This window comes from Streptomyces sp. NRRL S-378, assembly GCF_000720645.1.
GTDB lineage: Bacteria > Actinomycetota > Actinomycetes > Streptomycetales > Streptomycetaceae > Streptomyces.
In genome coordinates, this window is the sequence record NZ_JOBX01000024.1 from 116755 (window position 1) to 142417 (window position 25663).

A 25663-nucleotide genomic window follows, 5' to 3' on the forward strand; every position below is an offset into this window, starting at 1 on the left:
CGGCGCGCGGCGCGGAGGAGCCCGTACGGGTGCCGGGCGCCGGGGGCGGGCGCCGGACGTGTCGGGTACCGGGTTACGAGTGGCCGAGGTCCAGGTCGGCGGCCTGGACGTCCGGGGCCGGCACGGAGCCCGTGTCGGCGGCCGGCCTCAGGACGAACTCGTCCGAGGCCATCGAGTCGAGGACCGGCGGGGCCGGCCGCAGCGGCGCCGGCATGACCGCGGCCTCGGAGTGGCCGCCGCAGCCGTAGGACAGCGACACCAGGCGGCCGTCGGCCGGGCTGAACTCGTTCGCGCAGACGCCGAAGGCCTGGCCGAGCGAGCCGCCGATGGCGACGAGGAAGCCGCAGGAGACGCAGGATGCGGGGGCTGCCTGCGCCATCGGGGTCTTCGCGCCGAAGGACTCGTCCCAGCGGTCGGCCGCGGTGTGCAGCCCGTAGCGGGAGAGCACGCGCGCCCGGCGCATGCCGAGCTCCTCGGCGACCGACGAGATGGAGCCGCGGGCGGGAACGGTCACGCGGTCGGTGACGTCGGCGTCCTCGGCCTCGACCAGTTCGGCCATCTCGGGGGAGACGACGGAGTTCGGCGGCGGGGTGTCCTCGCCCGACCAGCCCGGCTCCAGCCGCAGGTCGTCGGCCTCGGTGGGCAGCAGGTCGCCCGGGCCCATGTCTCCGGGGCGCAGCCGCTCGCTCCACGGCACCCACTCGGGGGCGAGCAGGGCGTCGTCGCCGGGGAGCAGCACCGTTTCGTCGAGGGTGACGTTCTTGGCGCGGGAGGCACGGGCGACGGTGACGGCCCAGCGCCAGCCGCGGTATCCCGGTTCCTTGGACTCGAAGAAGTGGGTGACGACGCGGTCGCCCTCCGCCACGGCGGAGACGTGGGCGCCCACCACGCCGGGGAAGGCTGCCTCCTCGGCGGCCGCGCGGGCGAGTTCCACCGCCTCCACGCACAGGCGGTCGGGGGTACGCGGGGTACGGCTTCGCGTCGTCGCAGCACTCACTGGTCTCGTTCTCTCCTACGCCGTCTCACGTGTGCGCCGTCCGTACTGTCGTCCACAACGACCCGGTGGTGCTGTCCGCACGAGGAGCGGGCGGAGCGGACCAGAGGGCCGCGTCGACGTCCGCACCCGATCGGACTCCGGGCGCACCTCACTGCGATCCATTCTGCGGGATCACGAAGAGGCGCGCGGCCAGGAGCAACCGCCGGTGGCGCGCTACGCACGCTACCTCCTCTTAAGCCCTGGGCACACATGCAAGGTCCGATTCGCGGACAAGCCGCCGGTTCCGCGACGCGCCGGGAGGCGCCCTGCGGGGGCCGGGTGGGGCACTATGTCGAGTGTGGCACCCGTACGGTCGTCCGACGACGGCTCGGGACCGGCCAGGCGGGCCGGCCGGGCCGTCGGGCGTGCGCTGCACCGTCCGATCACCGGTCCGGCCAAGGGGATCCGGCGGGCCACGCACGCGCACGGGGCCGGTGAGTCGGGTCTCGGCAAGCTGATCGAGCTGCACGCGATCAACGGCGCGGGCGACATGATGATCACGGTGGCGCTGGCGTCGACGGTGTTCTTCTCCGTGCCGACGGACGAGGCGCGGGGCCGGGTGGCCCTGTACCTGGCGATCACGATGGCGCCGTTCACGGTGCTGGCCCCGGTGATCGGTCCGCTGCTGGACCGGCTGCCGCACGGGCGGCGGGCCTCGATGGCGGCGGCGATGCTGGCACGGGCGGTCCTCGCGCTGCTGATGTCGGCCGTGGTGGCCACGGGGGGTCTGCAGCTGTACCCGGAGGCGCTGGGCGTGCTGGTGGCATCCAAGTCGTACGGGGTGGTGCGCAGTGCGGTGGTGCCCCGGCTCCTGCCGCCGAAATTCTCACTCGTCAAGGCGAACTCCCGGGTCACCCTGGCCGGCCTGCTGGCGACGGGCGCGGCGGCGCCGGTGGCCGCCGGGCTGAACTCGATCGGGCCGCAGTGGCCGCTGTACGGGGCGTGCGTCATCTTCGTGGGCGGGACCTTCGCCGCATTCACGCTGCCGCACAAGGTGGACGAGGCGAAGGGTGAGCGGCGCGCCCGGCTGTCCACGCACGAGGCGCACTCGAAGCGGCCGGGGCTGCGGACGGTGAGCCGCAGCGTGCTGTGCGGGCTGCTGGCGAACGCGTCGATGCGCGCCCTGTCCGGGTTCCTGATCTTCTTCCTGGCGTTCCTGCTGCGGGAGCATCCGCTGGCGGGCCAGAGCGCGGCGGTGTCGCTGGGCATCGTGGGCGTGTCGGCGGGGGTGGGCAACGCCTGCGGTACGGCGGTGGGGGCGTGGCTGCGGGCGCGGGCGCCGGAGGCGATCGTGGCGGCGGTGCTGTGCGTGACGCTCGGGGTGGCGGTGCTGGCGGCCGTCTTCTACAGCGGGGTGTTCATGGCCGTGCTGGCGGCGACGGCGGGCTTCTGCCAGGCGCTGGCGAAGCTGTCGCTGGACGCGATGATCCAGCGGGACGTGCCGGAGGCGGTACGGACGTCCGCGTTCGCCCGTTCGGAGACGCTGCTGCAGGTGGCCTGGGTGCTGGGCGGGGCGATCGGGATCGTGCTGCCGCTGAACGGCGTCCTGGGCATGGCGGTGGCGGCGGCGATCGTCGCGCTGGGCGCGGTGATGGCCGTACGCGGCGCCCTGTCGGCCCCCCGCCACCACCCCCAGCAGCGCCCGTCCCGCCCCCGAGTGGCCTGAGCCCGGCCCGCCACGGCCCTGCCGGGCCGCCGGTGTCCGGGGCGCCCGCGCCCGCCCGGCCCCGCCGGCGTTCGAGGCGCGGGGGCCCGGTGCAGCACCCCGCGACGGCGCCGCGCCCGTGCGAGAACGGCCGCCCGGCGGGAGCCGAACCGCGGCGCGCCCACGCAAACCGGACCCCGGCGGGAGCCACGCCGCAGGTCGGCGGTACCCCATGCAGCGGCGCAGCCCAGGGGCCCGATAGCCTTCGGCTCATGACCGCACCGCTTTTCTCGGGTAGGGCCCGCCGCAGCGTCGCGGCCCTCGGAGCCGTGTCCGCCGGCCTCCTCCTCCTCTCCGCCTGCGACAAGCCGACCCCGCTCGCGACCGTGACGGTCGGCAGCTCGTCGGTGTCCGCCGAGGCCTCTTGCCACAACGACGGCAAGGAGCTCTCCATGGACGAGGTCCAGGACTGCCTCACGAACCTGAAGAACCCCAAGACCATCGAGTACGGCCGCGGCGACACGCTGCGCCTCGGCGTCGAGCCGGAGATCGTCGAGGACGGCAAGCGCTGGTCGGCGGTGCTCGACGGCCAGCCGATCACCGAGCCCTCGTCGAGCACGTACCGCAGCTTCCCGCACGCCGACGTCTTCGCGACGGGCGGCCAGGGCGAGGCCCCGACCTCGAAGAAGCTGGCCATCCTGCAGATCGGCGAGGACGGCAAGCCGCTCGCCGTCTGGTCCTTCAACCTCAAGCTCAAGTAACCGGACGACACCGGTGCGCGCGCTCGTCGTGACGGCGGTGGGGGCGGAGTCGGACTCCGTCCTCGCCGGTCTGACCCCTCATCCGGACAGTCCCGGTCCTGAGCCGCGCACGCTCCCCGGCGGATACCTCATCACCCGCCGGGACCTTCCGGGCATCGCCTTCGACGTGCTCGTCGGCGGCGTCGGTCCCGCGGCGGCCGCCGCGGGCACCGCCACGGCGCTGGCCCTCGCCGAAACCGCATACGGGCTGGTCGTCAGCGCAGGCATCGGCGGCGGGTTCGTGCCCGCCGCCCCGGTCGGCTCCCTCGTGGTCGCGGACGCGATCGTCGCGGCCGACCTGGGGGCGCAGACCCCCGACGGGTTCGTCGACGTCGCCTCGCTGGGCTTCGGGCGCAGCGTGCACCTGCCGCCCGACGAGCTGGCCGCCCGGGCCGCGGAGGCGACCGGGGCGCTCCTGGCGCCCGTGCTGACCGTCTCCACCGTGACCGGTACCGCCGACGGGGCCGCCGCGCTCGCGGCCCGGCACCCGATGGCCGGGGCCGAGGCCATGGAGGGCTTCGGGGTCGCGGAGGCCGCCGCCGCGCACGGGCTGCCCGTACTGGAGATCCGTGCCGTGTCCAACGCCGTGGGCCCGCGCGACCGTGCCGCCTGGCGGATCGGGGACGCGCTGACGGCGCTCGCCGAGGGCTTCCGGGTGCTGGGGCCCGTACTCGCGAACTGGGGAGAACGCCATGAGCAACACCGTGGGCAACGGTGACCCGCTGAGGATCGCCTACTCGCCCTGCCCGAACGACACGTTCGTCTTCGACGCGTGGGCGCACGGCCGGGTGCCCGGCGCGCCCGCCCTGGACGTCACCTTCGCGGACATCGACATCACCAACGACATGGCCGAGCGCGGCGAGCTGGACGTGCTGAAGGTGTCGTACGCGGTGCTGCCGTGGGTGCTGGAGGAGTACGCGCTGCTGCCGTGCGGCGGGGCCCTGGGGCGCGGCTGCGGCCCGCTGGTGCTGACGGCGGAGCCGGGCCTGGACCTGGCGGGGAAGACGGTGGCGGTGCCGAGCGAACGGTCCACCGCCTACCTGCTGTTCCGGTTGTGGGCGGCGGACGTGCTACCGGAGGGCGTCGGCAAGGTGGTCGTGCTGCCGTTCCACGAGATCATGCCGGCGGTCCGCGACGGCCGGGTGGACGCCGGACTGGTCATCCACGAGGCCCGGTTCACCTATCAGGACTACGGGCTGCACTGCCTGGCCGACATGGGCGAGCACTGGGAGTCCACGACCGGCCTGCCGATCCCGCTCGGCGCGATCATCGCGAAGCGCTCGCTGGGTACGGAGCGGCTGCGGGAGCTGGCCGAGTCGGCGCGCACCTCGGTCCGGATGGCCTGGGACGACCCGCAGGCCTCCCGCCCGTACGTCCGCGCGCACGCGCAGGAGCTGGACCCGGCCGTCGCCGACCAGCACATCGGGCTGTACGTCAACGAGTTCACGGCGGACCTGGGCGATTCCGGCTACGCGGCAGTGCGCGGGCTGTTGACGCGGGCTGCGGCCGAGGGGCTGGTACCGGCCATCGCGCCGGGCGCGCTCGCCTTCCCGTAACGACCGCGGGCCGTGCACGGCCGCGCCCCGCCCCTCGCAGGAGGGGCGGGGCGCGGGTGTGCATACGCGGGTCAGACGTCGAGCTGGTCGGCCACCGCGCGCAGCAGTCCGGCGATCTTCGTGCCGTGCGTCTTGTCGGGGTAGCGGCCGCGCTCCAGCATCGGGGTGATGTTCTCCAGCAGGGTGGTGAGGTCCTGCACGATCGAGGCGAGCTCGTCGGGCTTGCGGCGCTGGGCGGCCGCGACGGACGGCGCCGGGTCCAGGACGGTCACCGAAAGCGCCTGGTCACCGCGCTGTCCGGCGACGACGCCGAACTCGACTCGCTGACCGGGCTTGAGGGCATCGACCCCGGCAGGGAGCACCGACGAGTGGACGAAGACGTCGCCGCCGTCGTCGCGGGAGAGAAAGCCGAAGCCCTTCTCACTGTTGAACCACTTGACCTTGCCGGTAGGCACGTCCGTCCTCTGTCCTTGTGCTCGTCGGGGTCCGAAGGGCCGCGAACGGCTCCGGACAACAGCGCAGCGGGCCATGTGTGACCCGCCACCTCAAGGCTAATGGTCGGGGACCGGGTGACAAGACGTTCCCCGGTCCTTCACGGTCGGCTGCTTCGGCCAGGGAACTACCCTGGTGAGGTGACTGTTACTCCTCACTCCGACGAAGCGCGGCCCGGCGACGGACTGGTCAGGGCCGGCGGCATCGTGTTCATCGCCGGGGCCGTGGCCACGCTGGCCACGATGGCCCCGCTGTTCCTCGACATCGACCCGTTCCCGTCGTACGCGTGGGCCGTGTGCATGCTGATGGGCGTCGGCTTCGCGATCTCCGCCGCGGGCGTGCTGCGCTCGGCGGCGGCCCAGCGCAGGGCGGCCCGCGCCTCCCAGGGGGCCTAGGCCTCCGCGACGACGGGCTCTGCGGCGGCGCCTCGTGCGGCGACGTACTGCGCGAGCCACTCGGGCAGCGCGGTGAGGTCCGGCAGGACCACGTCCGCGCCCGCCTCGCGCAGTTCCGGCTCGGGGCAGGGCCCGGTGGGGACCGCGACGGACAGCGCGCCGGCGGTGCGGGCGCCGCGTACGTCGCCGATGTGGTCGCCGACGTAGACCTGCGCCCCGTTCTCGCGCAGCGCGCCCGCCTTGGCCTCCGCCCACAGCCAGCCGATGACGGCGTCCGGCTCGATGCCGAGGTGCGCCAAGTGCAGGCGGGCGTTGGGCTCGTGCTTGGCGGTGACGACGATCGCACGGCCGCCCATCGCCTGCACGGCGGCCACGGCCTCGCGGGCGCCGGGCATCGCGGGCGTCGGCTCGATGGCGTGTTCGGGGTAGATCGCCCGGTAGCGGTCCGCCACGGCCGGGATCTCGGCCTCCGGGAACCAGCGCGCGAGCTCCTCCTCCAGCGGGGGCCCCAGGCGCGTGACCGCGGCGTCGGCGTCGATGTACGTGCCCGTCTCGGCCGACAGTGCCCGGTAGGCGGCCCGGATGCCCGGCCGGGAGTCGATGAGGGTCATGTCGAGGTCGAAGCCGACGGTGAGGTTCATGGGGCCCATTGTGCCGAGGCGGGCGGACGGCGGCGGACGGTGGGGCGAACCTCGCCGGAACCTCCCCGGAACTCGTGTTCAACCTTTTCGGCGCGGCGGCGCTCAGGACTGGGGTGACGGACACGACGTGAGAGGGAGGGCGGATGCCACCAGGCGCCGAACACAACGCAGCGCGGGACTTCGGGCCCGCGTACGGGCAGGAACACGGCCCCGGGCAGGGGTACGGCCACGGGCAGGGGTACGGCCCAGGGCCGGCGGCCGAGCGTGACGCGGCGACCGGCGGCCTCGACTTCGAGACCTTCGCCCGGAGCGCCCAGCGGGGGCTGTACCGGACGGCGTACCTGCTGTGCGGGGACGCCGACGGCGCCCGCGACCTCACCCAGACCACGCTCGCCAAGCTGTTCCAGCACTGGCGGCGCGTGGCCGCCGCCGACCACCCGCAGGCGTACGCCAGGACCGTGCTGACCCGCACCTTCCTCGCCGAGCGGCGCCGGAGGCTGCGGGACCTGCTGGCCCACCGGCGGGCGGACCCGCCACGGGCGCCGCACCACGCCGACCTGCGCGTCACGCTGCTCGCCGCGCTGGCCGAGCTGCCGCCGCGGGCCCGCGCGATGGTCGTCCTGCGCTACTGGGAGGACCTGAGCGTCGAGACGGTCGCGGAACTGCTGCGCTGCAGCGAGGGGACGGTCAAGAGCCAGTGCTCGCGTGCGCTGGCGAAGCTGCGCGTGCGGCTGGGCGACGCCCACGTCTACGCCACCGATTACGCCACCGACCACGCCACCGGGAGCTGAGGAGACGTCATGGGTACCAATGAGGACACTGCCGACGCCCGTACCGCTCTGCTGGTGCGCGAGGCGATGGACCGGGCGACCGCCGAGCTGCCCGCACTGATGGACCTGTCGGGTCCGGCCCGTACCGAGGGCCGCCGCCGCAGGGCGCGCGTCCGGGTGGCGATCGGCGCGGGGGTGCTGGCCGTCGCCACGCTCGGCGCGGTCACGGCCTCGCTGCTGCCGGGTGACGGCGCGCAGCGCCCGGTCGAGGCCGTGGTGGCCGCGCCGCCGTCGCCGACGGCTCCGCCGCAGCCGGTCCACATCGAACCGACGCCGGGCGAATCGTCGATGGCCGGTCTGCCGCCCGCCGAGCGGGCACGGCAGGAGGACTTCCAGGACCGGGCCGTCGGTGTGCTCCAGAGCCTGCTGCCCCCGGCCGTGGGCACCGTGCAGCGCACCGACCTGAAGGTGAACTTCTTCCAGGCCACCAAGGACGGCAAGGCGTTCCCGCTGATCTTCTCGGTGCGGCCGTCGGGCCAGAAGCCCTCGCCCTGCCAGGAGATCCGGGGCCGCGTCTGCGCGAAGGCCACGCTGCCCGGCGGCATCGAGGCCCACGCCTCGACGATCCCGACCGGCACGGTCACCGAGACGGAGGTCTCCTTCCGCTACGGGACGTGCAACGTCAGGCTGTCGGTGTTCCCGCACGAGGCGTCGAACACCTCGGCGCCCGTCACCCCCGCCCAGCTGCTGGAAGTGGCCAAGGCGCCCGCCTTCCTCGACCTGGTCAGGGCCGCCGAGGCGCAGCCGATGGAGGAGGAGCAGCGGAGCATCCCCGGCGGCTGAGCGGTGGCGGTCCCCCGCGGTGCTTCAGCGCCGGCGGGCCCGCCACACCAGGTACAGCACGGAGGCCAGGGCGGCGCCGCGCAGCAGCCAGGGCCACATCCCCTGGACCGCGCCGCCGACCTGGTCGTCGGCCAGGGTCTCGCCCCACTTGCCGTTGGTGCGGCCCCACAGCCACACCGCGGCGCCCGCGAGGACCACGCCGGGCGGTCCGAAGACGGCCCACTTGCGTTCGGCCGGGCGCAGCACCCGCGAGGCGTACGGCAGGAGCCAGCCGATGACGAGCAGCAGCCAGTGCCCGCTGACGACACCGACGACGAGGACGGCCGCCGCCAGCAGCAGGAAGGCGTTGGGCCGCGGACGGGCCGGGGCGGCGGCGGCCTCCGGCTCCGCCCCGGCCGCCGCCTTCGCGGCCTCGGCCTTCGCGCGCCGCCGCTCGCGCAGGAACCGTACGAGGCTCCGGGGCGAGTCCGGCGGCCCGGCCGGCGGGGTCGCCCCCTCCTCCCCGGCGTCCTCCTCCGGACCTTCTTTGAACAGGTCCGGGATCTCGATGCCGCCCGCGAAGCCCTCGACCTGCGGGCCGCCCCCGTAGGCGCCGGGGGTCATCCGCCACCAGTCGGGCTCGGCGCCGCCGGACGGGCCGAGCTCGTCCAGCCCGGCCAGGTGCGGCGGTACGTTCTCCGGCTCGGGCTCCCGCTCGGGCGCCGGCCGCGGCGTGGGCACTCCGGGCAGCCGCAGGCGGCCCGCGGGCCGGGGGATCCGCTGGGCGGGCACCGACGGGGCCGGCGCGGCGGGGTCGGCGGCGGGGGCCGTGCCCTGCCGGGAGCCGAGGGTGTCCAGGACCTCCTCGGGCGTGCCGATGCGCTCCAGGATGCGGCGTACGGCCGCCGGGGTCTCCGGGTCGTACTTGGCGCGCCGACGGTCGATCTCGTCCCGCAGGCCGGCCACGAGCCGCATCCGGTCGCCGGAGGAGAGGTGCCGGCGTTGCGCCAAATCCCCGACGGCGCTCAGATATTCGTAGACCAGGTGGTCGCTTTCGATCCCCACGCCCAGGCTCCTCCCGTACCGCCTCTCCCGAAGGTAGCGCGTGCGCCCGTGGAGCCGCCCCGGTCGCAGCGGATACCGTTGGCCGGATGGGGACCGGCCGATACGACCGGCCGACGCGACCGGGAGGCGACTGTGCCCGAGCCAAGCACTGCTGCGGGAGCTCCGGAGAGCGGGACCGGGGCGAACTCCCCGCGCTCCCTCGCCGAGGCGCTGCGCGCCCGTGACGACGCCGCGCTCTCCGCCCTGCTGCACTCCCGGCCGGACCTGCTGAACCCGGTGCCCGGTGACGTCACCCAGCTCGCCACGCGCGCCGGGACCCGGGCCTCGGTGGTGCGGGCGCTGGAGCGCCTGGACCGGTTCACGCTGCAGACGGCCGAGGCCCTGGCCGTGGCCCCGGACCCGTGCCCGTACCCGGTGCTGGAGGGGCTGCTGACCGGCGGCGAGGACGAGCGGGCCCGCACCGCGCTGCCCCGGGCCGTGGGTGTGCTGCGCGACCAGGCCCTGGTGTGGGGCGACGAGGACCGGCTGCGGCTGGTGCGCACCGCCCGCGAGCTGCTCGCGCCGTCCGCGCAGCGGCCCTCCCCGACGGGGCTCGGGCCGACCGTCGCCGAGGCCACGGCAGGGATGTCCCCGACCCGGGTGCAGGAGATCGTGGCGGCGGCCGGGCTGCCCGCCACGCACGACCCGGTCTCCGCGGTCACGGCGCTGACCGCGCTGTTCACCGATCCGGAGCGGATGTCGGCGCTGCTGGACGAGGCCCCGGCCGAGGCGCACCAGGTGCTGGGGCGGCTGGTGTGGGGGCCTCCGTACGGGGAGGTGACCCCGAATCCGGCGCCGCCGGTGCGCTGGCTGCGCGACCGGGGGCTGCTGCTGCCGGCGACGGCGCGGACCGTGGTCCTGCCGCGGGAGGTGGCGCTGCACCTGCGCGGCGGGCTCGCGCACAAGGACACGGCGCCGGTGGCCCCGCCGGTGACGGCGCACCGCGAGCACCGTCCACAGCTTGTGGACGCGAACGCCGCCGGACAGGCGCTGGCCGCGCTGGCCACCGTCGAGGAGCTGGTGAAGTCCTGGGAGCACACCGGTCCGCCGGTGCTGCGGGCGGGCGGGCTGTCCGTACGGGACCTGAAGCGGGTCGCGTCCGGCCTGGACACCACCGAGGCGGCGGCGGCGTTCTGGATCGAACTGGCCTACGCGGCCGGGCTGCTGGCCAGCGACGGGGAGGCGGACGAGCGGTACGCGCCCACGCCCGCCTTCGACGACTGGCGCGAACTGCAGCCTGCCGAGCAGTGGTCGGTGCTGGCTGCCGCGTGGCTGCCGGCGACCCGTACCGCCGGTCTGGTCGGTGAGCAGGACGCGAAGGGGCGCACGCTGTCGGCGCTCGGCCCCGAACTGGACCGGTCCGCCGCGCCCGAGGTGCGCCGACGCGTCCTGGAACTCCTGGCGGACCTGCCGGAGGGCGGCTCGGCCGACGTGGACGCGGTGCTGGAGCGGCTCGCGTGGGAGCGTCCCGTGCGCACGGCGAGCGACCTGCGGGCCCGGCTGGCGAACTGGGCGCTCACCGAGGCGGAGGTCCTCGGCGTGACCGGCCGCGGTGCCCTGTCGGGGCCGGGCCGTGCCCTGCTGGAGCACCGGGACCCGGCTCCGCTGCTGGCGCCGCTGCTGCCGGAGCCGGTGGACCACGTGCTGCTCCAGGCCGACCTGACGGCGGTGGCGCCGGGGCCGCTGCGCCGCCCGCTCGGGGACACCCTGGCGGTGCTCGCGGACGTGGAGTCCAAGGGCGGGGCGACGGTGTACCGGTTCACACCGGGCTCGGTGCGGCGGGCGCTCGACGCCGGCCGTGCCGCCGCCGATCTGCACGCCTTCCTCAAGGAGCACAGCCGTACGCCGGTGCCGCAGCCGCTGGCGTACCTGATCGACGACGTGGCCCGTCGGCACGGGCACCTGCGGGTCGGCGCGGCCTCCTCGTACGTGCGCTGTGACGACGACGCGATGCTCGGCGAGATCCTCGCGGACAAGCGCTCGGCGGGGCTGGGGCTGCGCAGGCTGGCGCCGACGGTGCTGGCGGCGCGGGCCGAACCGACCGCGCTGCTGGAGGGGCTGCGGGCGATGGGGTACGCGCCGGCCGCGGAGTCGGGCACCGGCGACGTGCTCGTGGCGCGGGCCGACGCCCACCGCACGCCACCCCGCTCGGCCCCGGTACCGGTGCCGGACGGCCCGCCGGTGCCGGACGCGACGCTGCTGGGGGCGGCCGTACGGGCGATCCGTGCGGGCGATATGGCGGCGACGGCGGTCCGCAAGGAGCCGGGGCCGGCAGCGGGGGTACCGGGCGAGCTCCCGCGCACGAGTGCGGCGGAGACGCTGGCGACGGTGCAGGCGGCGGCACTGACCGGGTCGGCGGTGTGGATCGGCTACGTGAACGCGGACGGCGCGGCGAGCCAGCGGGTCATCGCCCCGGTCCGGGTCGAGGGCGGCTTCGTCACCGGCTACGACCACACGGCGGACGAGGTCCGCACGTACGCCCTCCACCGCGTCACGGGAGTGGCCGAACTGGCCGACGAACACCTCTAGCCCGCCGGCACCCGACGCACCCTCCGGACCGGCCGCACCACCGGCCTCGCCGGCGTTCGAGGCGCGGGGGTCCGGGGCGGCGGCCCCCGGCAACGGCGCGGCACCCGCAGGGAAAACGGCTGGCGGTGCGGCCCCGCCGCCCTCCACGCTGGGCCCATGCACGAGGTACCGCACCGCCAGATCCGCGCCGCCCACACCGACACCACGGTCACCGTCTACCAGGCCTACGCCCCGCACCTCGGGGTCCCGGCGGCCCGCGACAACCGTTTCCCGCCCGCCTGGAAGCGGGAGCGGATGACGTGGATCAAGCCGTCGTTCCTGTGGATGATGTACCGCTGCGGCTGGGCCACCAAGGCCGACCAGGAGACGGTGCTGGCGATCGAGATCACCCGCGAGGGCTTCGACCGGGCGCTGCGCGACGCCTGCCTGTCGCACTACGAGGCGGGCGTGCACGCGGACCGGGCCGCCTGGCAGGAGTCGCTGCGCGGCGCGCCCGCCCGCGTGCAATGGGACCCGGAGCGTGACCTGCACCTGAATCCGCTGCCGTACCGCTCGCTCCAGCTGGGCCTGGCGGGGCCCGCCTCGCGCGCGTACGCCGACGAGTGGACGGTCTCCATCCGCGATGTGACCGCGCTGGCGCGGGAGGTCCACGGTCTGCTCCGGTCGGGCGCACAGGGCGCCGAGGCCGCGGCACGCGCACTGCTGCCGGTGGAGACCCCCTACCCGTCGGGGCCGCTGGAGCACCTCGGCGCGTGAGTGCGCCCCGCCGTCAGTCCCGGACGAGCAGCACGACGAAGCCGACGACGGCGCCCACGAGCAGGGCGATCACGCGGTAGCGCGGCCGTGATTCGCGCAGCACCGGGAGGTAGTGGTCGACGGCGTAGCGGCCGGGGCCGGTGAGCGTGAGGGCGATGACCGAGGCGAAGAGCACCACTTCGAGTTCGATGCCCTTGGGCGGGAAGTAGGCGTCGAAGCCCCGGACGTCGAGGATGTTGATGAAGACGCCGGTCAGTGCCGCGCCGGCGAGCGGGGTGAGCAGGCCGAGGGCGAGACCGAGGCCGCCGAGGGTCTCGGAGAGGCCGGCGATGACGGCCATGACGTCCCCGGCGGGATAGCCGGCCATGGAGAAGCCCTTGCCGGTCGCGGTGAGGCCCGGGCCGCCGAACCAGCCGAAGAGCTTCATCGTGCCGTGGCCGGCCATCGAGAGTCCGACGACGAGCCGGAGCACGAGCAGCCCGATGTCGTGGACGGTGGTGCCTGCGGGTGCGGAGGAGTCGTGGAGGAGCGAGCGGTCGTAGCGTGCTTGCGTCATGAGCGTGAGCGTCCGTTCGTCAGGAGCGTACGGTCCCCCCTGCGTCGCCTGTGAGCGACGGCCACCCTATGACGCCGGTCCGCGATCACCCGGCCGCAACGTCGTGGGCTCCCGCCCTCGACCCGTTCGGCCCCCGGCGCCGCCCCGGCCCCGGCCCCGGCCCCGGCTCACCTGGGCGCGTAGTCGATCCGCGTCCCGTCGAAGGGCCATGCGGCGTGCAGCCAGGTCAGTACGGCGTCGCGCAGCGGGGCGTCCAGGTGTGCGCGGTCGGCCCGCACCCATGAGGACACCTGGATCCGGTCGGGTGCCTGGCGCGCGGGATGCACGTAGAGGCACCCGATGACGTCGTCGAGGCCGTTACCGGCACCGTCACCGGCACTGGCACTGGCACCGTCGCCGTCGCCGTCGGCCGGTTCCAGCACGCTGTACGCGAAGGCGACCCGCTCCTCGAACTCGCGGGCGTGCCGCGCCAGGTCGGCGAGGTTCGCCTCGGCGGACATGCCCTCGACGGGCGGCCAGCCCCGGCCCACGAATCCGGGGGTGGCCCTGATGTGCGCGATGCTGCCGGTCCAGGCGGCGAGGTCGCGGTCGTTGTGCTCGGGGCCGAGCGGCTCCAGCCGGAAGCCGTCGCCGACGAGGGTGCGGGGCACGGTGAAGCCCGCCGGGACGAAGGTCTGCTGATCGTCGGTCATGTCCGGACCGTACGCGCCCCCTCCGCGAGCGTCAGCGGTTTTTCCACCGGGCCGGGCGGCCGACCCGCACGGCGTCGTGTTCCCAGCCCCGGCCCCGTACGGCACACTGGAGGTTTGACCTGAGTGAAACGGGGCGCTGCGCGTGAATGGTCCACTAATCGTCCAGAGCGACAAGACCCTCCTGCTCGAGGTCGACCACGAGCTCGCCGGAGCCGCGCGCCGCGCCATCGCTCCGTTCGCCGAGCTGGAGCGGGCGCCCGAGCACATCCACACCTACCGGATCACCCCGCTCGGGCTGTGGAACGCCCGGGCCGCCGGGCACGACGCCGAACAGGTCGTCGACGCGCTCGTGGAGTACTCCCGCTACCCCGTGCCGCACGCGCTGCTCGTCGACGTCGCCGAGACCATGGCCCGCTACGGCCGCCTCACCCTCTCCAAGCACCCCGTGCACGGACTGGTGCTGACGAGCACCGACCGGCCGGTGCTGGAGGAGATCCTGCGGTCGAAGAAGATCATCCCGCTGGTCGGGGCCCGGCTCGACCCCGACACCGTGGCCGTGCACCCCTCCGAGCGCGGGCAGATCAAGCAGACGCTGCTCAAGCTCGGCTGGCCGGCCGAGGACCTCGCCGGCTACGTCGACGGCGAGGCGCACCCGATCGACCTGGCCGAGGACGGCTGGGCGCTGCGCCCGTACCAGCAGCAGGCCGTCGAGGGCTTCTGGCACGGCGGCTCCGGAGTGGTCGTGCTGCCCTGTGGCGCCGGAAAGACGCTGGTCGGCGCGGGCGCGATGGCGAAGGCGAAGGCGACCACGCTGATCCTGGTCACGAACACCGTCTCGGCCCGCCAGTGGAAGCACGAACTGGTCAGGCGGACGTCGCTGACGGAGGACGAGATCGGCGAGTACTCCGGTACGCGCAAGGAGATCCGGCCGGTCACGATCGCCACGTACCAGGTCCTGACGACCAAGCGGAAGGGTGTCTACCCGCACCTGGAGCTCTTCGACTCCCGGGACTGGGGCCTGATCGTCTACGACGAGGTGCACCTGCTGCCCGCGCCGGTCTTCAAGTTCACCGCCGACCTGCAGGCGCGGCGCCGGCTCGGCCTGACGGCGACGCTGGTGCGCGAGGACGGGCGGGAGTCGGACGTCTTCTCGCTGATCGGGCCGAAGCGGTTCGACGCACCGTGGAAGGAGATCGAGGCGCAGGGGTACATCGCGCCGGCCGACTGCGTGGAGGTCCGGGTCAACCTGACCGAGTCCGAGCGGCTTGCGTACGCGACCGCCGAGACCGAGGAGAAGTACCGCTTCTGCGCGACGACGGCGACGAAGCGGAAGGTCACCGAGGCGCTGGTGCGCAAGCACCGGGGCGAGCAGACCCTCGTCATCGGGCAGTACATCGACCAGCTCGACGAGCTCGGCGAACACCTGGACGCCCCCGTGATCAAGGGCGAGACCTCCAACGCGCAGCGCGAGAAGCTCTTCGACGCGTTCCGCGAGGGCGAGATCAACGTGCTGGTCGTGTCGAAGGTCGCGAACTTCTCCATCGACCTGCCGGAAGCGACGGTCGCCATCCAGGTGTCGGGCACCTTCGGCTCGCGCCAGGAGGAGGCACAGCGTCTGGGCCGCGTCCTGCGCCCGAAGGCGGACGGTCACGAGGCGCGGTTCTACTCGGTCGTCGCGCGCGACACGATCGACCAGGACTTCGCGGCGCACCGCCAGCGGTTCCTCGCCGAGCAGGGGTACGCCTACCGGATCATGGACGCCGACGAGCTGCTGGCGAACGACTGACCGAGCGGCCCGTGGCCGCCGTCCGGATGCGGGCGGTGGCCACGGCGAGCAGGGGGACGCCCCAGACCCACAGGCCCGGCGCGTCCAGCACGAGCGCGCGGCCGGTGGCCGCCAGGTGCCGGGACCAGAAGGCGGCGGATTCCTCGGGCAGGACCAGGCGGCCGAGCAGGGCGGTCCCGGCCAGGGCGGCCAGTGCCGTCAGCCCGGCCGGCACGCGGCGGGTGGCCAGCAGGTAGGGGACGAGGACCGCCGGGGTCAGGGTGATCCCGGCGGCGATGCCCAGGGCGAAGCCCTTGCCGAGCGCGGCCCCGGGGCGGGCCAGGTCCCACAGGACCAGGCAGGCGAGGGCGAGGTTGATCTGGCCGGGGAGCGGGGCCTGGAACAGCGGCTCCAGCCACAGCCCGGCGATGGTGGCGGCCAGGACGGGCCCGGTCCTGGCCGGCAGTCCCGCGAGCCGGCAGGACAGGGCGATCAGCAGGGCGAGCAGTCCGGCGTCGCCGAGGACGAGCACGGCCTTCAGCAGCCCGGCCGGCAGCCAGGCGGCCGGAGTGAACAGGATCGCCGCGAACGGCGGATACCCGGTGGGCGGCTGCCACTCGGCGGCGGAGAAGCCCTCGACGAGGTCATCGGCCACCGGGACGCGCAGGGCGATGCAGAGCACGCCCAGCACGAGGAGCGAGCCCGTCACCAGGACACCGGCGAGGAAGGACGGCGAGCGGCTGGGGGTGGGGCTCAAAGTCACGCGCGTGACCCTAGTGGATCAGTCGGTGCGGCTATGCGTTCACCTCCAGGCCATTGCAACGGAAGACCGGGTCGAGCATTGCATTCAGCTCCATATCCATTGCAACGGACGATGGAACACCCGTATCGGAGCGCCAGATCACTCACTGAAAGTTCGTTGACCAGTCTGTAAACGCAATGTAGCTTCGGGGTTGTTCAGCGGTTCTCGAACACCGACCACGGGGAGATTCATCATGGGCATGGGCAACGGCGGCTTCTCCGGAGCGGGGCTGCGCAAGGTGCGCGACGTGCTGACGCGGCACGTCGACTCCGGGAAGATCCCCGGCGTGGTCGCCCTCGTCGGCCGGGGCGGGGAGACGCACGTCGAGGCGGTCGGGACGATGCGCCACGATGGCGGCGCGCCGATGAGCCGGGACACGATCTTCCGGATGGCGTCCACCTCGAAACCGGTGACCATGGCGGCATCGATGGCCCTGCTCGACGACTGCGCACTGCGGCTGGACGACCCGGTGGACCAGTGGCTGCCCGAACTCGCCGGCCGCCGGGTGCTCAAGCGGATCGACGGCCCGATCGACGACACCGAGCCCGCACGCCGTCCGATCACCGTGCGGGACCTGCTGACCTCCACCTTCGGCCTCGGCATCGACCTGACGGCGCTGGGCTCCCCGGTCATGAACGCGATCTTCGAAGGGGGTGTCTTCAGCCAGGGCGCGGTACCGCTGCCCGAGCAGGACGAGTGGATGCGCCGCCTCGGCGCGCTGCCGCTGATGCGCCAGCCCGGCGAGCACTGGCAGTACCACCTCAGCCACGACGTGCTCGGCGTGCTCGTCTCCCGGGTCACCGGCCGGCCGTTCGAGACCTTCCTGCGCGAGCGCGTCCTGGACCCGCTCGGGATGAAGGACACCGGCTTCCACGTGCCCGCCGACCGGATCGACCGGCTGCCGCCCAGCTACGCCCCGAACCCGCAGACCGGGGAGTTCACCGTCTGGGACGAGGCGAAGGGCGGGCAGTACAGCGCGCCCGTGGCGTTCCAGGCGGGCGGTGGCGGCCTGGTCTCCACGGTGGACGACTACCACGCCTACTTCCGGATGCTGCTGAACCGTGGCACGCACGGTGGCGAGCGGATCCTGTCCCGGCCCGCCGTCGAGCTGATGACCACCAACCGGCTCACCCCCGAGCAGGAGGCCGCCCGGTCGGCCCTGGCACGGGGCGCCGTCCACGTGTCCTTCGGCCAGGGACAGCAGGGCGGCTGGGGCTTCGGGATGGCGGTGCGCACCTACCGGGGCGACTACGCGCCCGTCGGCCAGTTCGGCTGGGACGGCGGAACCGGCACCTCGGCGTACGCCGACCCGGAGAACGACCTCACGGGGGTCCTGCTCACGCAGGTCGGACTGACGACCGCGGCTCCGGCGCAGCTCATCCACGACTTCTGGACCACGGTCTACCAGGCGGTCGACGGCTGACACCGGCACGGGGGCCGGGGGCACCCGGGCCGGGGCGCAAGGCGCCTCAGCGGCGTATGACGCCCGCGTCCTCCGCGTACTCGCCCAGCACGACGACGCTCACGGCGGCCGCCGCGAACACCTTCGCGGCGTGCAGCATGCTGCCGAGGCGGTGGCGGGGCGTGTGCTCGGAGATGGCGGTGGCGCCGCTCGGGCGGCCGCCCTGGATCGGGGTGAAGGTTGCGGTGCTCATGAATCCATGGTGCGCCGCCGCCACCGGATCCACATCGCCCTGCGGGCCCAATCCCCGGGCCCCGGCCTCCTCCTTCCGTCGCATGCCACACCCCGGTGGACCTCCCGAAGGTCTGACACTCCCCGGTACGACACCCGTACGGGGGTCCCGGACGGAAGGGACTTGCGGCCCGGAGAATCCGTTCGCGCGGGCGCGCCCCGCTGGCTAGAATCTCCGCTCTTGCCGCCTCCCACCGCCTCACCGGGGAGAGCCGCCTGCCGGCCGGAAACCGGGGGCATCTGTTCCGTTCCAGCAGCTGGAGGCAGTCCCGTGCCCGCGCACGCCCCCGAGACCACTCCCGACGACGCGACGCCCGCCGACCCGCTGGGCCGCGAACGGGCCCACCTCACCGCCTCGCGCTCCGCCCTGCGCGCCATGCGCGAGGACGTCGAGGCCCTCGACATCCGCGACGTCACCGCGAACTGGGTCAACGCGATCGTCCTGCAGGCCCAGATCGACGACCGCATCAAGGCCCTCGCCGACCTCGCCCACACGCCCCTGTTCTTCGGGCGCCTCGACTACCTGCACTCCCCCGGCGCCGAGCTCGCCGAGGGCGCGGAGGGCGAGCAGTTCTACATCGGCCGCCGCCACGTCCACGACGCCGACGGCGACCCCATGGTCATCGACTGGCGCGCGCCCGTCTCCCAGCCCTTCTACCGGGCCTCGAAGAAGGACCCGCAGGACATCGCCCTGCGCCGCCGCTTCGGCTACACCGGCGGCGAACTGACCGCCTACGAGGACGAGCACCTGTCCGACCCGGCCGAGACGGCCGCCGTCAGCAAACTGCTCCAGCAGGAGATCGAGCGCCCGCGCGTCGGCCCCATGCGGGACATCGTGGCCACCATCCAGCCGGAGCAGGACGAAATCGTCCGTTCCGGCCTGTCCGGCTCCGTCTGCGTACAGGGAGGCCCCGGCACCGGGAAGACGGCCGTCGGCCTGCACCGGGTGGCGTACCTGCTGTACGCGCACCGCGAGCGCCTCGCCCGCACCGGCACCCTCGTCATCGGGCCGAACCGCTCCTTCCTGCACTACATCGAGCAGGTCCTCCCCGCACTGGGCGAGCTGGAGGTCAAGCAGGCCACCGTCGACGACCTGGTGGCCCGCGAGGGCCTGGAGGTACGCGGCACCGACCCCGCCGAGACCGCCGTCGTCAAGGGCGACGCCCGCATGGCGCAGGTGCTCCGCCGCGCGGTCCGCTCGCACGTCGGCCGCCCCACGGAACCGCTGATGGTGGTCCGCGGCTCGCGCCGCTGGCGCGTGCCGGCGTACGAGCTGGAGGAGATGGTCGAGGAGCTGCAGAACCGCGACATCCGCTACGGCGCCGCCCGCGAGGCCCTGCCCCGGCGCATCGCGCACGCCGTCCTGGTCCGCATGGAACAGGCGGGCGAGGCCCCGGACGACCGCGTCCAGGACGCGGTGGCCCGCAACGCGGCCGTGAAGGCCGCGGTCAAGGAGATCTGGCCGCCCGTCGAACCGGCGAAGCTGGTCCTGCGCCTCCTCTCCGACCCCGACTTCCTCGCCGAACACGCGCAGGACGTCCTGACAGCGGACGAGCAGAAGCTCCTGCTGTGGCCCAAGCCGTTCCGGAGCGTGAAGTCGGCGAAGTGGTCGGCGGCGGACCTCGTCCTCATCGACGAGGCCTCCGACCTGGTGGAACGCACCCACTCGCTCGGCCACGTCGTCCTCGACGAGGCGCAGGACCTCTCCCCCATGCAGTACCGCGCGGTGGGACGGCGCTGCACGACCGGTTCGGCCACGGTCCTGGGCGACCTCGCGCAGGGCACCACGCCGTGGGCCACGCGCAGCTGGGACGAGGCCCTGGCCCACCTCGGCAAGCCGCAGGCGGTGCTGGAGGAGCTGACGGCCGGCTTCCGCGTGCCGCGCGAGGTCATCGCCTACGCGTCCCGCCTGCTGCCGGCGATCTCCCCGGGCCTGGCCCCCGTCTCTTCCGTCCGCGAAACCCCGGGGTCGCTGCAGGTGACCGAGACGGACGACCTGACGGCAGCGGTGATCCGGTCCTGCCGCGAGTCCCTGGCCCACGAGGGCTCGATCGGCCTGATCGCCGCGGACGCCCGCATCCCCGCCCTGGCCGAGGCACTGCTGGCGGCGGGCCTGCCGTACCTGTCCCCCGGCGAGGAGACGACCGCGGAGTCCCGCCTGACCCTCGTCCCGGCCTCGCTGGCGAAGGGCCTGGAGTACGACTACGTGGTCCTCGACGAGCCCGCGGCGATCGTCGACGGCGAACCGGACGAGCGGACCGGCCTGCGCCGCCTGTACGTCTGCCTCACCCGAGCCGTCTCGGGCCTGACGGCCCTCCACGCGGCCCCCCTCCCGCAGGCCCTGACCTGACCCTGCGCCCCCTGGCGGGGCTGGATTCTCCAGCCCCCCCGGCGCTCGAGGACCGGGTCCGGGCAGAGGCCCGGGTCAGTCGAGCACGGCCCGCCACTCGGCGACGGCAGCGGCCGAGACGGGCCGAGCCCACCCGTCAGGACGCGCCGCCCCGCCGATGTGGAACGCGTCGACCCCGCCCGCCCGCAGCACCGGCACGTGCGCGAGGGTCAGCCCGCCGCCCACGAGGATCCGCGCGCCGTACCCCGGCTCACCACCCCGTGCCGCCTCCGCGAGCAGCACCGGCAACCCCTCCTCGACCCCGGCCGCCGCCCCGGCCGTCAGGTAGGTGTCCAGGCCGGGCAGGTCGGCCAGCGCCTTGCGCAGCTGGTCCCGGTCCGCCGCGCGGTCGATCGCCCGGTGGAAGGTCCATGCGCAGCCCGCCAGCTCCGCGAGGACCGCCTCGACGGCGGCCAGGTCGGGGCTGCCGTCCGCGTTCAGGAAGCCCAGGACGAACTCCCGCGCCCCCTCGGCCCGCAGCTCCCGGGCCGTCGCGGCCAGGACGGCGACGTCCCCCGCGGCGAAGCCGTCCGCCTTGCGGATCATCACGCGCAGCGGGATGTCGACGGCCGCGCGGATCGCCGCGAACGTCTCGCGCGCCGGGGTGAGGCCGTCGGCGGCCATGTCGGTGACCAGCTCGAGGCGGTCCGCCCCACCTGCCTGGGCCGCGACCGCGTCCTCCACGTCGAGGGCGATCACCTCCAGGAGCGCACGGTTGCTCATTCGATCCCATCCTTCGGAAGAACGCTCGGGAGAGCGAGGGGCCGGGGGAGCTCGCGCAAGGCCAAAGCCCCCGAAATAGGTCTAGTCCAATATCCAGGGTACGGGCCTCCGGCCGGGCTCCACCAGCACAATCACGCCACCCCCACAATGTGCCCATGGACATAGGCACCCCGCGCACCGACACCACCGATCTCCGCGCCCGCTGGCACGCGGCCGTCACCGCCGCCGGCGCCCCCGCCGACCGCGATCCCGCCCCCTACGCCGACCGCCTCCTCACCGCCTGGGCGGAGCCCCGGCGCCGCTACCACACCACCGCGCACCTGGCCGACGTACTCGCCCGGATCGACGTGCTCGCGCCGCACGCCGCCGACCCCGCCGTCGTCCGGCTGGCCGCCTGGTTCCACGACGCCGTCTACCGCCCCGACCGCTCCGAGAACGAGGAGCGCAGCGCCGCCCTCGCCGAGCGCGCCCTCCCCGAGCTCGGCATCGACGACCGGCGCACCGCCGAGGTGGCCCGCCTGGTCCGGCTCACCGTCACCCACGACCCCGCCCCCGGCGACACCGACGGCGAGGTGCTCTGCGACGCCGACCTGGCGGTCCTGGCCGGGACCCCGCAGGAGTACGCCGCCTACGCCGCCGCCGTCCGCGACGAGTACGGCTTCGTCCCCGACGACGCCTTCCGCACCGGCCGCGCCGCCGTCCTGCGCCAGCTCCTGGACCTGCCGCGCCTCTTCCGCACCCCCTACGGCACCGCGCACTGGGAGGCCCCGGCCCGCGCGAACCTCGCCGCCGAACTGGCCGCCCTGACCTCCGGGGTTTCACACGACTGACACACCGGAGGGAATTCGACCGCGTGCACACGGGTTGGTGACAGTCATGCCCGCAGATGCCCCCCGCGCCCGCATGCCCGTCGCCGTCCACGTCCTCGGCCTGTCCGTCTTCGCGCTCGGCACCAGCGAATTCATGCTCTCCGGGCTGCTGCCGCCGATCGCCGACGACATGGGCGTCAGCATTCCGCAGGCGGGCCTGCTCATATCCGCCTTCGCGATCGGCATGGTCGTCGGCGCACCCCTGTTGGCCGTGGCCACCCTGCGCCTGCCCCGCCGCACCACCCTCATCGCCCTGATCAGCGTCTTCGGCCTCGGGCAGGTCGCGGGCGCGCTGGCCCCCTCCTACGAGCTCCTCTTCGCCTCCCGCGTGGTCGTGGCCCTCGCCTGCGCGGGCTTCTGGGCCGTCGGCGCGGCCGTCGCCATCGCCATGGTCGACAAGGACCAGCGGGCCCGCGCCATGGCCGTGATGATCGGCGGCCTGTCCATCGCCAACGTGCTCGGCGTGCCCGCCGGCGCGTTCCTCGGCGAGCACCTGGGCTGGCGCTCCGCCTTCTGGTCGGTCGGCGCGGCCTCCGCGGTCGCCCTCGTCGGCATCCTGGCGCTCATCCCCAGGATCCCGCTGCCCGCCGATAAGCCGACGCTCCGCCGCGAGCTGCGCATCTACGGCGACCGCCAGGTGTGGCTCGCGATCGGCATCACCGCTCTCGGCGCCGGCGGTGTCTTCTGCGCCTTCAGCTACCTGTCACCCCTGCTCACGGACGTGGCGGGGCTCGACTCCACGTGGGTCCCGTGGATCCTCGGCCTCTTCGGGATCGGCGCGCTGGTCGGCACCACCATCGGCGGCCGGGTCGCCGACGCGCACCTGTTCGGCGTGATGATCTGGGGCATCACCGCGTCCACCGTCTTCCTGGCCGTGCTCGCCCTGCTGGCCCCGGTGGCCGTCGCGGCGGTCGCCCTGTCCTTCCTGCTGGGCGTCTCGGCCTTCTTCACCGCCCCGGCGCTCAACGCCCGCATGTTCAACGTGGCCGGCGCCGCCCCGACCCTGGCCGGGGCGACCGCCACGGCCGCCTTCAACCTCGGCAACACCGGGGGCCCCTGGCTCGGCGGCACCGTCATCGACGCCGGCCTGGGCTTCTCCGCCACCGCCTGGGCGGGCGCCGCCATGACCGTCACCGCGATCGGCCTCGCCGTGGCCGCCCTGCGCCTGGACCGCCGTACGCCGCCGCGCGCGACCCGCGTGGTCGTCGCAGGCGGCACCGCCTCCGCCGCCGCTCCCGCAGAGGCGGCCGCCCGCGCCTGACCACGCCCGACGCCGACCCCGGCGGTCCCGGTCGCCGCCCCGGACCCGCCTTCCTACGATGGGAAGGTCGGCTCGGGGATCCGGATACCGCTCGGGGACGTCTGGCAGAGGTGATCCTGCATGGGCCGGTACCGCACGCCCACCGTCCTGGCCGCCGCCTCCCTGCTGCTGACCGCGCTGTGCGCGGGCCAGGTCCCCGCCGCCGCCCCGCCGGGCCGGGTCGGCATCGACGACGTGATCGCCGAGAAACTCGACGACGCGATCACCGCGGCCATGCGCGAGGCGGGCATCCCCGGGGTGGGCATCGGCCTCTGGATCGACGGCGACGAGCCCTACGTGCGCGCCTTCGGCACCTCCGACAAGGCCACCGGCACCCCCATCAAGACCGACATGCACACCCGCATCGGCAGCGTCACCAAGACCTTCACCATCACCGGCGTCCTCCAGCTCGTCGACGACGGGAAGGTGCGGCTCGACGCACCGATCTCGACGTACCTCGACGGGGTGCCCGGCGGCGACCGCATCACCGTCCGGCAGCTCGCCGACATGCGCAGCGGGCTGTACGACTACACCCAGGACCCGCGCGTGCTGGCGGCCTACCAGGCCGACCCGTACCGCTCCTGGAAGCCGCAGGAACTGCTGGACATCGCCTTCGGGCACCCGGCGAACTTCCCGCCGGGCGCACGCTGGGAGTACTCCAACACCAATACCGTCCTGCTCGGCCTGCTCGTCGAGAAGATCGGCGGCCAGCCCCTGCACACCTACCTGGAACAGCACGTCATCGAGCCGGCCGGCCTCGACGCGACCTCGCTGCCGACCGGCGCGGAGATCACCAACCCGTTCGTGCACGGCTACACGAACTTCACGCCGGACGGTGCGACCGTCGACGCCTCCCGGTGGAACCCGTCCTGGGCCTGGTCCGCGGGCGCGATGATCTCCACCGTCGACGACCTGCACTCCTGGGTCCCGACCCTGGTCAGCGGGCGGCTGCCCGACGGCGGCCGGCTGCTGGAACCGGGCACCCAGGCCCAGCGGCTGCGCATGCTGCCCACCGGGCACCCCGACGTGGGCTACGGGCTCGGCATCGCCGCCATCGACGGCTGGATCGGCCACAACGGCGAGCTGCCCGGCTACGAGACCATCGCCGTCCGCCTCCCGCAGGACCGGGCCACCCTGGTGATCGTCGTGAACTCCGACGTCGACGGGAAGTTCGGCAACCTGAGTTCCCTCGTCGCCAACAAGGTCACCGAGATCGTGACCCCGCAGCACGTCTGGTCGCTCCCGAAGGCCGCCCAGCCCAACGCGGTCCCGGAACCGTCCGCGTCGCCCGCACCCTCCGCCTCGCCGGCACCGCCCGCGTCGCCGGCGTCGCCCGCCCCTCCCGCGTCGCCCGCGGCGCCCGCACCGCCGAAGCCGTAGGGCGGTTCGCCCCGGCCGTTCGGCCGGCCCTGCCCATCCCGGTCGTCGCGTCCCGGCGTCAGGCCGCCGGGCGGCCCTTGGGGCGGCGCAGGCCCGCCGCCGTGAGCCGGCGCACCAGCTCCTTGCTGCCGATCTCCACCGCACCCGCGCCGACGGCGTCGGCGTACCGGTGCGAGGGCACGTCGTAGTGGTCCCGCTCGAAGGCCCGCGGCGGACAGCCGATGGACGCCGCGAAGGCGTGCAGCTCCTCGTACGAGACGTCGCTGACCAGGTGGGACCACATCCGGCCGTGGCCCGGCCAGGTCGGCGGGTCGATGTAGACGGTCACGGGCGGCTCACCCGAGGCCGAGGACGGGCCCGAGGCCGCCGACCGCGGCCACTCTCACGCCCGCCTCCGAGCACACCCAGTGCGGGTCGGGCCCCAGCTCCGGCTCCACGTCCAGCGCGTGTGGTTCGCCGTGGGTGCAGACCGGGCACAGCGGCCAGCGCCCGTGCTTCTCCAGCAGCGAGTCCTGCACGTCCTGGGCGACGAGCCCCGGGAGGTAGTCGACCCCCTCCGGCCACTGCTCCACCCACCACCTGCGGTGCGTGACCGAGTCCTCGACGAGGGAGACGACGTCAGCATCGGCGACCTTGCCTGCGGCGAGATCGGCGAGCACGAGTGCGCGGGCGACGTGCAGCGCCTGCTCCAGGGGGGTCGTACGGTCCATGGGGCCATTGTGGACCTCCCGGGCGCCCGTGAAGAAGGCCGGCCCGTCGTGGGCCCAATGGCGGATTGACCACCACCCCGCCCGAAAATAGCTTTCACAGGTGCGCAAGAAGCCGAGAGCGACCCCCGCGGGCCCGCCGCGGGGCGGGCGGCACCGCCCGTCCGCCGCCCGCCCGCGGGAACCCCGCCGACCAACCCGCGCCACCGGTTCCCGCACCGAGCACCCGCTGCCCCGCCGC

26 protein-coding genes are annotated in these 25663 nt (G+C 74.3%); 15 read left to right on the forward strand and 11 right to left on the reverse strand.

The genetic code is table 11. From position 1 onward, the window contains the following. Window positions 1-73: 73 nt before the first annotated feature. On the reverse strand, window positions 74-997 hold the full coding sequence (locus IH80_RS0118770; protein ID WP_030961835.1) for a DUF3027 domain-containing protein: 924 nt from the start codon (window positions 995-997) through the stop codon (window positions 74-76). A 328-nt stretch (window positions 998-1325) separates the two neighbouring features. Between IH80_RS0118770 and IH80_RS0118775 the strand changes: the two genes are divergently transcribed. The 4 genes from IH80_RS0118775 (at window position 1326) to IH80_RS0118790 (ending at window position 5037) form a co-directional block, all read left to right on the forward strand. Next, window positions 1326-2702 carry an MFS transporter gene (locus IH80_RS0118775; RefSeq protein ID WP_030961837.1) on the forward strand — a complete coding sequence of 459 codons (1377 nt, stop codon included), beginning with the start codon at window positions 1326-1328 and terminating at the stop codon, window positions 2700-2702. 251 nt (window positions 2703-2953) lie between these two features. Further along, a complete protein-coding gene (locus tag IH80_RS0118780) occupies window positions 2954-3442 on the forward strand; it encodes a hypothetical protein (RefSeq protein WP_030961838.1) in 489 nt (162 codons plus the stop codon). A gap of 13 nt (window positions 3443-3455) precedes the next feature. Next, a complete protein-coding gene (locus tag IH80_RS0118785; RefSeq protein ID WP_051809519.1) occupies window positions 3456-4199 on the forward strand; it encodes a futalosine hydrolase in 744 nt (247 codons plus the stop codon). Beyond that, window positions 4174-5037, forward strand: a complete 864-nt coding sequence (locus tag IH80_RS0118790; RefSeq protein WP_030961840.1) for a 1,4-dihydroxy-6-naphthoate synthase — start codon at window positions 4174-4176, stop codon at window positions 5035-5037. Before IH80_RS0118785 ends, IH80_RS0118790 begins: the two co-directional genes overlap by 26 nt. Window positions 5038-5108: 71 nt before the next feature. Here the strand turns inward: IH80_RS0118790 and IH80_RS47150 are convergent, their stop codons facing one another. Continuing rightward, entirely contained in the window at window positions 5109-5492 is a 384-nt protein-coding gene (locus tag IH80_RS47150) for a cold-shock protein (protein WP_030961842.1), read from the reverse strand. A 177-nt stretch (window positions 5493-5669) separates the two neighbouring features. Here IH80_RS47150 and IH80_RS0118800 point away from each other — a divergent pair, with 177 nt between their 5' ends. Then, window positions 5670-5924, forward strand: a complete 255-nt coding sequence (locus IH80_RS0118800; protein ID WP_030961844.1) for a hypothetical protein — start codon at window positions 5670-5672, stop codon at window positions 5922-5924. On the opposite strand, the gene IH80_RS0118805 is transcribed toward IH80_RS0118800, so the two are convergent. Then, complete coding sequence (locus tag IH80_RS0118805; RefSeq protein ID WP_234432285.1) at window positions 5921-6565, reverse strand: HAD family hydrolase; 645 nt, start codon at window positions 6563-6565, stop codon at window positions 5921-5923. The genes IH80_RS0118800 and IH80_RS0118805 overlap by 4 nt on opposite strands. A 143-nt stretch (window positions 6566-6708) precedes the next feature. On the opposite strand from IH80_RS0118805, the gene IH80_RS0118810 reads away from it, so the two are divergent. After that, a complete protein-coding gene (locus tag IH80_RS0118810) occupies window positions 6709-7356 on the forward strand; it encodes a SigE family RNA polymerase sigma factor (RefSeq protein ID WP_078906612.1) in 648 nt (215 codons plus the stop codon). A 9-nt stretch (window positions 7357-7365) separates the two neighbouring features. Beyond that, a complete protein-coding gene (locus IH80_RS0118815) occupies window positions 7366-8178 on the forward strand; it encodes a hypothetical protein (RefSeq protein WP_051809521.1) in 813 nt (270 codons plus the stop codon). A gap of 24 nt (window positions 8179-8202) precedes the next feature. On the opposite strand, the gene IH80_RS0118820 is transcribed toward IH80_RS0118815, so the two are convergent. Continuing rightward, window positions 8203-9222, reverse strand: a complete 1020-nt coding sequence (locus IH80_RS0118820; RefSeq protein ID WP_030961851.1) for a hypothetical protein — start codon at window positions 9220-9222, stop codon at window positions 8203-8205. 132 nt (window positions 9223-9354) lie between these two features. Between IH80_RS0118820 and IH80_RS39475 the strand changes: the two genes are divergently transcribed. Together IH80_RS39475 and IH80_RS0118830 are read left to right on the forward strand one after the other, a co-directional pair. Beyond that, window positions 9355-11790, forward strand: a complete 2436-nt coding sequence (locus IH80_RS39475) for a helicase C-terminal domain-containing protein (protein ID WP_051809523.1) — start codon at window positions 9355-9357, stop codon at window positions 11788-11790. 156 nt (window positions 11791-11946) lie between these two features. After that, window positions 11947-12546 carry a DUF4291 domain-containing protein gene (locus tag IH80_RS0118830; RefSeq protein ID WP_030961853.1) on the forward strand — a complete coding sequence of 200 codons (600 nt, stop codon included), beginning with the start codon at window positions 11947-11949 and terminating at the stop codon, window positions 12544-12546. Window positions 12547-12559: 13 nt separating this feature from the next. Here IH80_RS0118830 and IH80_RS0118835 read toward each other — a convergent pair whose 3' ends face one another. Further along, window positions 12560-13102, reverse strand: coding sequence for a DoxX family protein (locus tag IH80_RS0118835; protein WP_030961854.1), 543 nt, complete (start codon window positions 13100-13102; stop codon window positions 12560-12562). A 167-nt stretch (window positions 13103-13269) separates the two neighbouring features. After that, a complete protein-coding gene (locus tag IH80_RS0118840; protein ID WP_030961856.1) occupies window positions 13270-13794 on the reverse strand; it encodes a hypothetical protein in 525 nt (174 codons plus the stop codon). A 142-nt stretch (window positions 13795-13936) separates the two neighbouring features. Between IH80_RS0118840 and IH80_RS0118845 the strand changes: the two genes are divergently transcribed. After that, on the forward strand, window positions 13937-15580 hold the full coding sequence (locus IH80_RS0118845) for a DNA repair helicase XPB (RefSeq protein WP_030961857.1): 1644 nt from the start codon (window positions 13937-13939) through the stop codon (window positions 15578-15580). Here the strand turns inward: IH80_RS0118845 and IH80_RS39480 are convergent. Beyond that, window positions 15546-16322: a glycosyltransferase 87 family protein gene (locus IH80_RS39480; RefSeq protein WP_078906613.1), complete on the reverse strand. Its 777-nt coding sequence runs from the start codon at window positions 16320-16322 to the stop codon at window positions 15546-15548. The two genes, IH80_RS0118845 and IH80_RS39480, sit on opposite strands and share 35 nt — an antisense overlap. Window positions 16323-16554: 232 nt before the next feature. Here IH80_RS39480 and IH80_RS0118855 point away from each other — a divergent pair, with 232 nt between their 5' ends. After that, a complete protein-coding gene (locus tag IH80_RS0118855) occupies window positions 16555-17784 on the forward strand; it encodes a serine hydrolase domain-containing protein (protein WP_030961861.1) in 1230 nt (409 codons plus the stop codon). 46 nt (window positions 17785-17830) lie between these two features. Here the strand turns inward: IH80_RS0118855 and IH80_RS0118860 are convergent, their stop codons facing one another. Then, the gene (locus IH80_RS0118860) at window positions 17831-18016 is read right to left on the reverse strand and encodes a hypothetical protein (protein WP_030961862.1); all 186 of its coding nucleotides are present in this window, start codon (window positions 18014-18016) and stop codon (window positions 17831-17833) included. 414 nt (window positions 18017-18430) lie between these two features. On the opposite strand from IH80_RS0118860, the gene IH80_RS0118865 reads away from it, so the two are divergent. Then, the gene (locus IH80_RS0118865) at window positions 18431-20404 is read left to right on the forward strand and encodes a HelD family protein (protein WP_420708809.1); all 1974 of its coding nucleotides are present in this window, start codon (window positions 18431-18433) and stop codon (window positions 20402-20404) included. Between the two features lie 75 nt (window positions 20405-20479). Here IH80_RS0118865 and IH80_RS0118870 read toward each other — a convergent pair whose 3' ends face one another. After that, complete coding sequence (locus tag IH80_RS0118870; RefSeq protein ID WP_030961864.1) at window positions 20480-21166, reverse strand: copper homeostasis protein CutC; 687 nt, start codon at window positions 21164-21166, stop codon at window positions 20480-20482. Window positions 21167-21321: 155 nt separating this feature from the next. Between IH80_RS0118870 and IH80_RS0118875 the strand changes: the two genes are divergently transcribed. The 3 genes from IH80_RS0118875 to IH80_RS0118885 all read left to right on the forward strand — a co-directional run bounded on the left by IH80_RS0118875 (window position 21322) and on the right by IH80_RS0118885 (window position 24715). Further along, complete coding sequence (locus tag IH80_RS0118875) at window positions 21322-21996, forward strand: hypothetical protein (RefSeq protein WP_030961866.1); 675 nt, start codon at window positions 21322-21324, stop codon at window positions 21994-21996. A gap of 73 nt (window positions 21997-22069) precedes the next feature. Then, complete coding sequence (locus IH80_RS0118880; RefSeq protein ID WP_199819279.1) at window positions 22070-23296, forward strand: Cmx/CmrA family chloramphenicol efflux MFS transporter; 1227 nt, start codon at window positions 22070-22072, stop codon at window positions 23294-23296. A 120-nt stretch (window positions 23297-23416) separates the two neighbouring features. After that, window positions 23417-24715, forward strand: coding sequence for a serine hydrolase domain-containing protein (locus tag IH80_RS0118885; RefSeq protein ID WP_051809527.1), 1299 nt, complete (start codon window positions 23417-23419; stop codon window positions 24713-24715). Window positions 24716-24773: 58 nt separating this feature from the next. Here IH80_RS0118885 and IH80_RS0118890 read toward each other — a convergent pair whose 3' ends face one another. After that, on the reverse strand, window positions 24774-25043 hold the full coding sequence (locus IH80_RS0118890) for a DUF4031 domain-containing protein (RefSeq protein WP_030961872.1): 270 nt from the start codon (window positions 25041-25043) through the stop codon (window positions 24774-24776). Window positions 25044-25050: 7 nt separating this feature from the next. Continuing rightward, on the reverse strand, window positions 25051-25425 hold the full coding sequence (locus IH80_RS0118895; RefSeq protein ID WP_030961873.1) for a hypothetical protein: 375 nt from the start codon (window positions 25423-25425) through the stop codon (window positions 25051-25053). Between the last annotated feature and the right edge of the window lie 238 nt (window positions 25426-25663).